Annotated in this window: 5 protein-coding genes; 1 reads left to right on the top strand and 4 read right to left on the bottom strand. The window is 39.4% G+C overall.

What is annotated here, in order from left to right:
• Positions 1-64 precede the first annotated feature (64 nt).
• The gene (locus I8T81_RS04350) at positions 65-760 is read left to right on the top strand and encodes a hypothetical protein (RefSeq protein ID WP_198072184.1); all 696 of its coding nucleotides are present in this window, start codon (positions 65-67) and stop codon (positions 758-760) included.
• A 72-nt stretch (positions 761-832) separates the two neighbouring features.
• Here I8T81_RS04350 and posA read toward each other — a convergent pair whose 3' ends face one another.
• The 4 genes from posA to I8T81_RS04330 form a co-directional block, all read right to left on the bottom strand.
• The gene (gene posA, locus I8T81_RS04345; RefSeq protein WP_198072183.1) at positions 833-4,831 is read right to left on the bottom strand and encodes a delta-poly-L-ornithine synthetase PosA; all 3,999 of its coding nucleotides are present in this window, start codon (positions 4,829-4,831) and stop codon (positions 833-835) included.
• Between the two features lie 583 nt (positions 4,832-5,414).
• Positions 5,415-6,863: an efflux transporter outer membrane subunit gene (locus I8T81_RS04340; protein WP_198072182.1), complete on the bottom strand. Its 1,449-nt coding sequence runs from the start codon at positions 6,861-6,863 to the stop codon at positions 5,415-5,417.
• Positions 6,864-6,875: 12 nt separating this feature from the next.
• A complete protein-coding gene (locus tag I8T81_RS04335; RefSeq protein WP_198072181.1) occupies positions 6,876-10,049 on the bottom strand; it encodes an efflux RND transporter permease subunit in 3,174 nt (1,057 codons plus the stop codon).
• On the bottom strand, positions 10,046-13,207 hold the full coding sequence (locus I8T81_RS04330; protein WP_198072180.1) for an MdtB/MuxB family multidrug efflux RND transporter permease subunit: 3,162 nt from the start codon (positions 13,205-13,207) through the stop codon (positions 10,046-10,048). Before I8T81_RS04330 ends, I8T81_RS04335 begins: the two co-directional genes overlap by 4 nt.
• Between the last annotated feature and the right edge of the window lies 1 nt (position 13,208).

Genomic DNA, 13,208 nt, shown 5'->3' with positions numbered 1-13,208 from the left:
ACTACGCCATTTATATTATTATAGATAAAATCAATCTTAGCATAACTTAATTATCTTTATAAATATGACTTTTCTTATTGCTGTTCAACTAAAAGATAGTATTGTTGTTGCAATAGACAATAAATATTTAATTTTAAAATATAAAAGTTTAGATCAATATAAGGAATATTTGGACTCTAAACTATATACATGGCACAGTGGATTTATTACTGGTGTAGGTGAGCATTATGTCATTGATAAAGCAGCTCATCTTTTCATTAATAATTTTAACTCTGAAATCGAAAAGCTTCCCATATGTTTAAATATTTCAAAAAAAGTTAGAGAAATAGAAATAGGATGCCATGAACAGATTCAATTATCTAAAATTCTGTATTCTAGTTATAGTAAAAATGGAGCAAAACTTTTTTCTGTAGAACCAACTGAAGAATCAGGTATCTATCAAACATCAGAATTTAAAGAAAATGATCTCATTATTTGGCTCTTTAATCCTAATATTCAAAATATTTCTGAAAATTTAAGAAATCTTTATACTAATCCACTTCCCCGTGCTTCATTTAAACGTATAGAAGATTGGATTGATTACTATATTTCAGCTATTTCAGAAATTTACACAAAACAAAGTCGTGTAGATTCATTAATGAGCCGTAGTTTTGATATCTTTTTCCAGACAAAAGATCAATATTTTTATAAACATATTGAAAATAACCAAAGCACAATAACCGAATTAAATGAACTTTCTAATAATATTGACTCAATTTAGTATAATAAAATTTATATCCCATACAAAAAAAGCCCCTGTTCTACAGAGGCTTTTTTTCAATTCAACACTGAATTATTTATGAACCCAAGGCACGGCTGGTGAACCAATCCAAGCAGATTTAGCCGGAATATTTTCACCCTTCATCACCAATGTTAATGGACCTAACACAGCATGGTTGCTCACGTTTGCGTTATACAAAATAATACTGCGTGTATTTACCACAACATCATTACCAACATTTACTTGTCCGATTTTCATAATACGGTCTTCAAACAAGTGAGTTTGTGGCCCAGAGAAGCTATTAAACTCAGCACGGTCACCAATGCTTACACAGTCGAACTCTGTAATATCGGCAGTGTCCATATAGACGTCTTTACCAATGCGGACACCTAAAATACGCAAGAAGAATGGCAACATTGGCGTTCCTCTTAAGTAGTTTAAGAAGTTAGGAATCGCAACTGACTCATATAAGCTCGTGATCCCTTCACTCAACCATACAAACATTGTCCACATTGGAGCTGAACGTGGTTGATAACGACCAATTAGAGTCCACTTCAATAATGCAACTATAACGAAGCAACCTACACCATAGAGCAAACCAGCAAGCGTTAAAGCCAACAAACCAGTTGGAATGTTGTATTTGTTAATAACATCAATAATCTCAAGCACGATCATATAACCCACACCAATCGCAAGAGCGGCAGGTAATACAACACGAAGGCCTTCAATAAAACCACGCATTAAACGGCGTTTGATACTTGGCAAGAATGTTAAATGATCTGGATATTTCTCAGCAGCTTCACGTGCAGGCAGCAATAACGGTGGTGAACCAAACCAAGTTTGACCATCGTACATTTCAACGTTATCAGGTGTTTTAGATTGCACACCAATCAAGACATTGTCTGGTAACACAGTACCATCAGCAATATACGCACTGTTTCCGACAAAACTACGGTTACCAATGGTGGTCGATTTTAATGTCATCCAGCCGCCTTTAATTTCTTCATCACCTAGCATTACAGCATCGGCAATAAAGCTTTCTTCACCCAAAGTCAACATTTCTGGAATAACACCGTTTGCGGTAGAAATTTCAGTATTTTTACCTACTTTTGCACCGAGCATACGGAACCACGTTGGCGCATAAATGGTCGCAAACAAGCCATGTAAGGTTTGTAAGCTCGTTTCCAAGATTTGAGAAGCAAACCATTTACGGTAATACGTACCACCATGAACTGCATAGGTTCCTGTTTCTAGACGTGGCAATGCAACTTTACGAATGACTGAAGAAATCACAGCAGTAATCATCATCATCATTGCACTAGCTGGAATCGCTAAAATGAAGTAGTACAGTGCGATTTGTAAATGGTCGTTTGTACTAATATTAAATACGTTTGCATCTAACCAGTCGACCAAAAGGAAGCTTGGGAAAATTGGAATAAAGAACAAACACGCAATAATTAACGCACTAATTCCATAATATGCATATTCTGCAATTTTACGAATAAACGATAATTTCGGACGCTCTGGCAATTTATCGTGATCATCCACATGTCCGATCTTTTTCGCAGGCGTACCATCCCAGATTTCTCCGGCTGGTATAACAGTGTCATATTCAATTGAAGTTAAAGCATTTACATGAGCTTGTTTTTCTAACACTGTATTTTCTTCTAATACAGCATAAGAGCCCACATAACTGTCTTCTTTTAAGTGAATTGAACCTAATACCAAGTGACCATGTTCAACTTTAGCATTTTCCAAGTTCACTTGAGAGCCAATGCTCACCCCATCTTCAACAGTAAGTAAAGATGGCATACGAATATGTACTGAACTAATCGTAACGTCATGGCCGATTTTGGCGCCAAGCGCTTTCAAATATAAGTTAAGTAAAGTTGAACCTGACAAAAGATAGACAGGTGAAATACTACCTATACGGTCTGCTAACCACCAACGGAAATAGGTTAATCCCCATAATGGATATTGCCCTGCACCAACGCCCATCATTAATAGTCGTTTTACAGAAATTGAAACAACAAAACTGGCAATGATTACGCTGATATAAACCAATAAAGACATCGCGATTGCATTCGGAATACTGTCTCGTGATCCACCAGTAAAATAATGATAGGTAAAGAATGGCGCTAACCACTGCAAGATATTAATCGAAATTAAAACAGGAATAGTAATTAGCTGTGCAATACCACATAACCACTTATAAGTCTGGTTACGAGGGTTATCTTGTCCAATCTGGCTATCAAATATAGTCGGCGTTGGTTGCTCTAGCATGAGCGCAGCAATAGCCCCAACTCGTCTTGCTTGATATAAGTTTTGAATAGTTAAGTGGCTATATTCCGGATGTTCACGTAAATTTGAAATCAAAACAGCCGCTAAAAGTGAATGACCACCTAAGTCATCAAAGAAATCTGAATCGAGTTTAATCGGCATGTTTGGGAACAAGCGGTTCAAAATACCAAATAAAATTTCTTCTGCTGGGTTTTGTGGTTGGTCCGATTCACTACGGTCAATCACACTAGTAAGTGGTCGTGCTTTTAAAGCTTTACGGTCAATTTTTCCTGACAATAGACGCGGAACTTCTTCAATAATCTCAAAACGGTTTGGCACCATATAAGGTGGTAAGCGTTGGCTTAAATTTTGACGAAGTGCTTTAATTTCGATTGCTTGTTTCGCATCAATTTCTGGCGCAATAAACGCAATAAGCTGATCAATACCATCTTCGGGACGAAGAATAACTGCCGCTGTACCAATACCTTCAATATCGCAAAGCGCAGCTTCGATCTCACCAAGTTCAACACGGAAACCACGAATTTTTACCTGATCGTCCGCACGCCCCAAACAGTGTACTTGGCCAAACTCATCAATTTTGGCCAAATCACCAGTACGATAGAGCGATTGTTCGTCTGGACCTTCTGCCCACGGGTTTTCAATAAACTTATCAGCCGTTAAATCAGGTCTGCCTAAATATCCTTCTGCCACACTTGGGCCAAAAATACAGAGCTCACCTGTTTCACCTTGCGGCAGTAATTCTCTTTCAGCGTTAATGACCAGCATGCCATAGTTTGGTAAAGGCTTACCAATGGTAACGAGTTTGCCACGCTCTAAAGACTCAAGGCTTGCTGTAACTGTAGTCTCGGTTGGACCATAAGTGTTAAACATTTGATGGTGAGGTAATGCCCAACGGTCAACTAGTGAATCCGGACACATTTCCCCACCTAAGTTAATAATTCTTAAGTTAGGTACATCTTCAGGGAATAAAGCAAGTAATGTCGGTACAGCATGCAATACGGTAATGTTTTCTTGCTTTAATGTTTGGCATAAACGTTCAGGGTCACTCACAAGCGACTTAGGTGCAATCCACAATGTTGCACCAACCAAGTACGACAGCCAAATTTCTTCAAACGACATGTCAAAAGCGACAGAAAAGCCTTGATAGACTTTGTCTTGTTCTTGAATACCTAAAACATTATTTTCACTGCGTAAAAAGTGACAAATATTTCTTTGGGTAATCACAATCCCTTTTGGCTTACCCGTTGAGCCTGATGTATAAATAATATACGCAGGTTGTTCTGGGGTTGTTTTAGCTAAAGGAATATTTTCACTGAGTGGCTTTTGTAGTTCAGTGTTTGTCCATTTTGCTTGCGGCACTTCTTCTAAATGTGCATACCATTCATCTGTAGTAATCATTCCCACAGACTCAGCATCTTCAAGACATACTGCTATACGGTCAGCTGGCGTATCCATATCAAAAGGAAGCCATGCTGCACCACTTAAACAAATCGCCAATTGAGCTTTTAAAAGCTCGATACCACGAGGCAACCATAACCCAACAATATGACCAGGTTTCACCCCTCTGATCGTCAAGTGCTGAGCCATGACTAAGGCTTGTTGGTACAACTCACCATAGGTCAACGTTTTATCTGCTTCAATTAAAGCCGTTTTATCAGGAAGAGTTTGTGCAGTATGGACAAAAATATCGGCCAAGACTTCATACTGCAAAAATTCCGGATGATACTTTCCACGAATAATATTATTCGTGTTTGTTACAAACTGGTTCATTTTTATACTCTCTTTAATTTTCTGATTTGGCTCAAATGAAGTCATAATTTGTTTTTCTGACTCATTAAAGAAATCTAGATGTGTCATAAATTAAATAATTGAACTTAAATCAAGATTAAAGTTTTAGTTTCAAAGTCTATTTAATAATATATAATTCTTGATTCTTTAGTATCATCTTTTCTAAAAAAATTAAGCCTTTAGCTTCAATGTTTTAATTTTTTCATCGTCTTCAGGATGGAAAACGTACAAAAATAGCCAAGTAAAAACCTATAATTCACAAGATTTATATAACTCTAATTTTAATTAAACTAATAAATGGCATCCTGTATACAACATCTCCATATTTTAAACTTAATTGTATTGCTCTGAACAATTAAATAGTGCCTAAAAAAAGATTTTTATTTAAATTTTTAGACGATGTTTGATTATTCATCATATTAAACTCGTTATGAGTCAATTTTGTTTATCTTATATTTTTATCTTTATTTTATAAAAACTGCTTAATGAATATTTTATAGCCACATAGCTGCTTGTCCGCCAAAGGTAGCGCGACAAAGCAACTATTATTTTATGTGTCTCTTAGCTATTCAAAGCTTCCCCCCATCGAGCTAATCAAGCTAACAGTTGTCTGATATTGCTTACTCATGAGTGACCATACACTGTTTTGTGCTGACAAACGGGTATTTTGGGCAGTCAAAACGTTTAAGTATCCGACCATTCCTGCTTTGTATTGATTCATCGTCGTATTTTCAGCACGCGTAGCTGCATGTAGCCCTTGCTTTTGCTCATTTACTTCTTTTGAAAGTAAAGCTTGAGAAGCAATATTGTCTTCAACTTCTTGGATGGCTGAAAGTACAGTTTGTTTATAAGAAGCTGCACTCGCGTCATAAGCAGCTAGAGCTTGTTTGGTTTGAGCATGTCGAAGCCCACCATCAAACAGTGTCGCTGCGAGCGTAGGCCCAACCGACCAAATAAAATTAGGCGCATTAAACAAGTCACTTAACTTACTGCTTTTATAACCTAAACTTCCTCCCAAGCTAAAATCTGGGAAAATGGCGAGTTTAGCTACCCCTACTTGAGCATTTGCTGCTGCCATGTTTCTTTCTGCTACAGCTACATCAGGACGGCGCTCTAATATACTTGATGGGAGTTCAACTGGTATTTGTGGCAATGAAGGCAAAGTTTTCGGCATTGTTAGCTGAAATTGGTCTTGTGGCTGACCAATTAAAGTAGCAATGGCGTGCTGTAATTTTACTTGCGACAATTGCATGTCAGTATAATTCGCTTGCGCACTTTGATATTGGCTTTGTGCCTGATCGACCGTAGTCGATGCTACTATGCCGGCTTTATATTGATTTTGGGTGAGCTGTAAAGACTTTTTAAGATTATTCAGACTTTCTTGCTGTGACTGGAGCTGAAAACCTTGTACCACCCACTGTAAGTAAGTGGTGGCAAGTTGAGCCTGCATACTTAAACGAATTGAGTTAAGTTCTGCTTCACTTGCTTGGGCTTTATTTTGGTTCACTAAAATATTCTGGTGAACTTTACCCCAAAAATCTGGTTCCCAGCTCGCATTTACACCTAAGCCATAACTCGTTGTCGCTGATGCTTCACCAGATTTTGAGCGAGTGGCTGACGTATTTCCAGTGACTGTCGGTCTAGTCCCAGCTTTCGCTTCACTCAGCAGTGCTGTAGCTTGACGGTACTGTGCTTCGTATTGTGCAATCGAGGCATTCTCTCGATTCAACTGATCAACGAGTTTATTTAATTGCTCATCCTGAAAAATTTGCCACCATTCACCTTTGGGTAAATGATCACTTGGCAGCGCAATTTTCCAGCCATCGGTTTGCCACTTTTTAATATCTAAACCATATTGTGATGGCTGAGAAAAATTAGCACCAATATTCACATGAGGTGTAGGTTCAGGTTTGACTAACTGGCAACCTGACAATGTACCAGACAATATGACTACCAAGCTTCCCAAGGCATTAAACGAGAGCTGTTTAAACCGTACATGATTTTTTTGATGCATTAACATACCCTCTTATTTCTTTAAGCCCATTTGTTTCATAGACCATATGTTTTTGAACTTACGTTTTCCCCATTCGCTCAATTGGTCAATATATAAGTACATTACAGGCGTACTATACAAAGTTAATATCTGACTAATGATCAAACCACCCACAATCGATACACCCAAAGGCACATGTAACTCCGCACCGTCACCTCGGCCCAAAGCCAAAGGTAGAGCACCAAATAAAGCTGCAAATGTTGTCATCATAATTGGTCTAAAACGTAGCACTGATGCATCTAAAATCGCTGTTTCAGGTTTTAAACTTTGCTTTCGCTGCAAAGTTAATGCGACGTCAATCATCATGATGGCATTCTTTTTCACAATACCAATCAGCAATAAAATTCCAATGAGAGCAATTACGGTAAATTCCATTTTAAAAAGTATAAGAGCAATAAGTGCCCCTAATCCCGCAGATGGCAATGTAGAAAGAATAGTCAATGGATGAGCAAAGCTTTCATATAAAATGCCAAGCACAATATAAATCACGACAATTGCCGCCAAAATAAGTAATGGCTCTGAACTTAAGGAAGATTGAAACGCTTTTGCCGAACCTTGGAATGACCCACGTATAGAAGTTGGGACTTTTAATTCATTCATTGCATTATTAATTTTAAGAGTGGCATCTGAAAGTGAATATCCATCATTTAAATTGAATGTAATGGTACTGGCAGCAAATAACCCTTGATGATTGACCGACAAAGAAGTATTCGCAGCTTTCCATGAACTAAATGTAGATAAAGGGATGGACTGCCCTTGAGCATCTTGTATATAAATACTGTTAAGCGCTTCCACACTTTTTGCATACTCAGGTGCAACTTCCATGACCACATGATATTGATTCATCGGGTTATAAATGGTCGAGACTTGTCGCTGACCGAAAGCATCATTTAACGTACTATCGACTTGAGCTTGCGTTATACCCATCATTTTCATTTTGTCATGATCAAAACTAAGCTTGGTTTCTAACCCTTTTACATCCTGATCACTAGATACATCGGTTAAAGCTGGCAGTTTAGATAAAGCAGCTTGAATTTTTGGGGTCCAGCTTCTTAGTGCAGTTAAGTCATCGCCTTGTAAGGTGTATTGGTAACTGGCATCACTTGAGCGGCCTCCAATATTGATATCTTGTACAGGTCTGAGACTAAAACGTATTCCTGCTTCATGCCCAAGAACTTTACGTAATCGAGCCATGATCTGGTCTGGGGTATCTGTTCTTTCACCCAAAGGTTTTAAAGCTAAAAATAAATTTGCCCGATTAAGTTGGGAACCTCCAAGTGTACCCATCACATGGTCAACGGCTGGGTCTTTTCCAATCACGGCAATGTATTTTTTAAGCTTGGTATTCATTGCATCAAAGGAAATATTTTGGTCTGCAACTAAAGATCCCATCATGACCCCTGTATCTTGTTGGGGAAAGAAACCTTTAGGCACAGCAATATATAAGTAAACATTCAGTCCAATCGTAAAAATGAAAATAATCATCGTCATAGCTTTATGTCGCAATGCGACTGCCAAACTACGCTTATATAGCAGGGTAATTCGTCCAAATAAGCCCTGTTTTTTCAAATATTCATCGTCAGATGCAACTAAAAGAGCTTCACTATAATCGTCAGTTTTTGAAGTCTGTTCAGCTATTAAGTTTTCAGTGTTTGGCTGATTTTTCTTATTTCTTTTCAACCACCATGCACACAGCATAGGTGTGGTGGTGAGTGAAACTACCATTGAAATTAAAATGGCATAGCTTAAGGTCATGGCAAACTCATGGAACAAACGCCCCACAATGCCACCCATAAGTAAAATAGGTACAAATACCGCAATCAATGAAATGCTCATTGAGATTACTGTAAAACTAACCTCTCTTGCCCCCGTAATTGCTGCCTGCATGGGAGCAAGCCCCTCTTCCATTCGCCTTGAAATGGTTTCAAGCACAACAATGGTATCGTCTACCACAAACCCTGTCGCAATCGTCAAAGCCATTAAACTAATGTTGTTTAATGAAAAGCCTGAGGCATACATCAAAGCAAAAGTACCCACCAGAGAAATTGGTACAGTAATCGCAGGAATTAAAGTGGCTCGACCATTTTTCAAAAATACGAAAACAACAATAATGACCAATATGATCGCAATAATTAAAGTCCGTTCAATCTCTCTTAAAGAAGCTTGAATGGTCTTACTACGATCAACCGCTGTATGAATTTCTATTTGTGATGGAAGTGCCTGTTGTAAGGTCGGCAACATTTGGTTAATGCGTTGAATGGTTTCAATTACATTGGCATTAGGCTGTTTAAATACCATAATCAAAACAGATGGTTGATCTGCATAATAACCCGCATTACGACTATCTAATACAGAGTCGTTTACTTCTCCAACATCAGAAATTCTAACCGCTCCTCCATTTTTATAGCTCACAATTAAGGGAATATAGTCAGCAGCTTGTTTGGCTTGGTCATTTGCTTTAACTTCCCACAGCTCTTGTTTCTTTTCTATAAAGCCTTTCGGTCGGTTTGCATTTGTTGAAGTAATGGCAGAGCGTACAGTATCAAGACCTATACCATAATGCGCCAACTGACTAGGATTAAGTTCGACCCGTACCGCGGGCTGTGCTGCACCCCCAATACTGACATCACCAACTCCCTCAATCTGGAGGAGTTTTTGTCCCAAAATCGTATCAGCTGCATCATACATCTGGCCTCTAGATAAAGTTTTAGAGGTCAGCGCCAAAATCATGACAGGCGCATCAGCAGGATTGGCTTTTCGATAAGTTGGATTATTTTGAAGTCCCGATGGTAACGAAGAAAGCGATGCATTAATTGCACCCTGCACGTCACGAGCAGCACCATTAATATCACGATTTAAATCAAATTGAAGCGTAATACGAGTAGAGCCTAATGTACTTGAAGAGGTAATTTCATTTACCCCAGCAATACGTCCCAAATTTCGCTCTAGCGGCGTAGCCACTGTGGCGGCCATCACCTCTGGACTTGCCCCTGCCTGTTTTGCCGTTACAGAAATAGTAGGGAAATCAACTCGCGGTAATGACGCGACGGGTAAAATATTAAAAGCTAAGAAACCCAGCAATACCAACCCAATACTCAGTAAAGTCGTTGCTACAGGACGGCGTATAAAAGGCGTTGAAATACTCATACCTCATCCACCCCAGACTTAAAATGTTCATAAGGTGGCAACTCGCTGGCATCTTTATCTGGACGGCGATTTCCTTTTATGCGCTGCGCCAAATGATCAAAAGCAAGATAAACAACTGGTGTGGTAAATAAAGTAAGAAGCTGACTCAGAATTAAACCACCAATCATGGTAATACCAAGTGGGTGGCGTAGCTCCGATCCCATTCCACTCCCAATGACTAAAGGCACGGCACCTAATAATGCCGCCATTGTTGTCATTAAAATTGGTCTAAATCTTAGTAAACAAGCTTGATAAATTGATTCCATTGGAGTCAGACCCTGATGCCGTTCTGCATCTAGGGCGAAATCAATCATCATGATTGCATTTTTCTTAACAATACCAATCAGCAGCACAATGCCAATAATCGCAATAATATTTAAATCATTATGAGTTAAGGACAACGCTAAAAGTGCGCCAATCCCTGCCGATGGTAAAGTCGATAAAATGGTGAGCGGATGTATGAAGCTTTCATAAAGTACACCCAAAATAATATACATCACCACAATTGCAGCAATAATGAGCCATACCGTATTACTTAAAGAAGCTTGAAACGCAAGAGCAGCCCCCTGAAATTGAGTCATCAAACTATTTGGTAGCTTTAACTGTTGCTCGGTTTCTTTTACCGCTTGAACTGCTTGTTCTAATGACACACCTTGAGCAGTATCAAACGAAATTGTTGCCGTTGGGAATTGGCCTAGATGGTTAATCTCAAGCAAAGTATTTCTAGGTTGAATCGTGGCGATTGAACTTAAACGAACTGGCTTTCCGCTGCTTGAAGGGATATATAAATTTTCTAAGGCTTGCAGACTATTTTGATCTTGATCGGATAACCCAAGCACTACATGATATTGATTGGTTTGAGTGAAAATAGTACTGATGAGCCTTTGCCCAAATGCGTTGTAAAGAATGTTATCAATACTCGCTGTCGTCACCCCATATTGAGCGGCGGCGTCACGGTTAATATCAACATAGACCTGTAAGCCTTTATCTTGCCAGTCACTTGCTAAATTTGTAATTTCAGGACGCAAAGACAACGCTTGAACAAGTTTTGGAATCCATGTCGCCAAGTCCTCAGAACGCGTAGATTGCACAGTAAACTGATATTGGGTTCTACTTTGTCTTGCATCGATTGTTAAATCTTGAGCAGGTTGCAAATATGTAGTCACACCTTGAGCTTTACTCAGGCGTTGTTGCAAATCACTAATAACCGTCTGCACATCGGGACGAGCCGATTTATCCTTTAAATTAATTAAAATACGGCCAGTATTGAGTGAGCTATTTGTCCCATCCACACCAATAAACGATGAAATACTTTGTACAGCAGGATCTTGCAAAATAATTTTTGCAGTTTCTTGCTGTTTAACGCTCATTGCCTGAAATGAAATCGTCTGATCAGCTTCGGTTGTAGCAATAATTTGTCCTGTATCCTGAACAGGGAAAAAACCTTTCGGGATAAAAACATACAACATAACCGTAAAGACAAACGTCGCAATCGTAACGACTAAAAATAGCCCTTGTCGTGCCAGTACCCAACGTAATGCTTTGGAGTAAACACCAATCGTTTTATCAAAAAAGCTCCCCATGGCATGATAAAAACGTCCCTGCTCTGCCTCAGGGATATGCTTAAGCAGCCTCGAAGACAGCATCGGGGTCAGGGTCAAAGAAATAAAAGCTGAAATTAAAATAGAAACAGCAAGGGTTACCGCAAACTCACGAAATAATCGTCCAACTACATCGCCCATAAATAACAGAGGAATGAGTACAGCAATTAGCGAAATAGTCAGGGAAATAATGGTAAAACCGATTTGCTCCGAACCTTTTAAGGCAGCCTGCATCGGCGGTTCGCCTTGCTCAATATAACGGGAAATGTTTTCGATCATGACAATGGCATCGTCAATCACAAAACCCGTTGCAATCGTAAGCGCCATCAAACTTAAGTTATCGACCGAAAAACCGATCAGATACATCACAGCAAAAGTGCCAACCAAAGAAAGTGGTAACGCCACTGCGGGAATAAAGGTTGCCCGTACACTACGTAAGAATAAAAACACGACAATGATGACCAGCACCATTGCCAAAACCAGCTCAAACTCTACATCTTTTAGTGAAGCCTGAATGGTCGCAGTACTATCATTTAAAATTTCCACATTCACAGATTGTGGAAAACTACTTTGTAATTTAGGCAATATTTGCTTAATTTGATCCGCAACCTGAATGACATTTGCATTGGGTTGACGTTGCACATTAATAATAATGGCTGGCGTTTGGGTTGCAGCATTATTGCTAGTATGTCCAACCCATGCTGCTAAACGCACGTTTTCTGCGGAATCAATGGTCGCAGCAATATCGGACACTCGTATTGGTGCACCATTTTTATAGGCAATAATTAAATTTTTATAATCATCCGCCGTATGCAACTGATCATTGCCATCAATGGTAGAGGACTGTACGGCGCCACTAATGGTACCTTTCGCTTGATTCACGTTAGCTGCCGTGACCGCTGTACGCACATCTTCTAAAGTCAGCCCCATATTGGCCAAAGCTGCCGAGTTTACTTGTAAACGCACTGCGGGGCGCTGTCCACCACTTACACTAATTAAGCCAACTCCACTCACTTGAGAAAGTTGCTGTGCTAAACGGGTATCGACCAGATCTTCCAGTTTAGTAATCGGCATTTCTTTAGAGCTGATTGCAATCGTCATAATTGGCTTATCAGCTGGATTTACTTTGCTATAGGTCGGTGGAGTGAGCAAATCGTTAGGTAACAAATTATTGGATGCATTAATTGCAGCCTGTACCTCTTGTTCAGCAACGTCCAATCCCAAATTTAAATTAAATTGCAAAGTAATGACTGATGCCCCATTAGAGCTAGTCGATGACATTTGGCTTAGACCCGGCATCTGCCCAAACTGACGTTCAAGCGGAGCGGTAATCGTTGAGGCAATAACCTCAGGACTAGCCCCCGGATATAGGGTCGTGACCTGCATAGTTGGATAATCGACCTCTGGCAATGATGCCACAGGCAAAAATTTCCAAGACACCAACCCACATAAAAAAATGGCAATCATGACCAGTGTAGTCGCCACTGGACGCTGGATAAATAAACGGGAAGGATTCATC

The sequence above is a fragment of the Acinetobacter seifertii genome, from assembly GCF_016064815.1.
In the GTDB taxonomy this organism is placed as follows: Bacteria; Pseudomonadota; Gammaproteobacteria; order Pseudomonadales; family Moraxellaceae; genus Acinetobacter; species Acinetobacter seifertii.
The sequence above is the reverse complement of the archived record's forward strand: the minus strand, read 5'-3'. Positions and strand labels throughout refer to the sequence as shown.

Bases quoted from the DNA above. Each gene is read 5' to 3' on its own strand.
- I8T81_RS04340 (WP_198072182.1), bottom strand. From the start codon at position 6,863: ATGCATCAAAAAAATCATGTACGGTTTAAACAGCTCTCGTTTAATGCC.
- I8T81_RS04330 (WP_198072180.1), bottom strand. From the start codon at position 13,207: ATGAATCCTTCCCGTTTATTTATCCAGCGTCCAGTGGCGACTACACTG.
- I8T81_RS04335 (WP_198072181.1), bottom strand. From the start codon at position 10,049: ATGAGTATTTCAACGCCTTTTATACGCCGTCCTGTAGCAACGACTTTA.
- posA (WP_198072183.1), bottom strand. From the start codon at position 4,831: ATGAACCAGTTTGTAACAAACACGAATAATATTATTCGTGGAAAGTAT.
- I8T81_RS04350 (WP_198072184.1), top strand. From the start codon at position 65: ATGACTTTTCTTATTGCTGTTCAACTAAAAGATAGTATTGTTGTTGCA.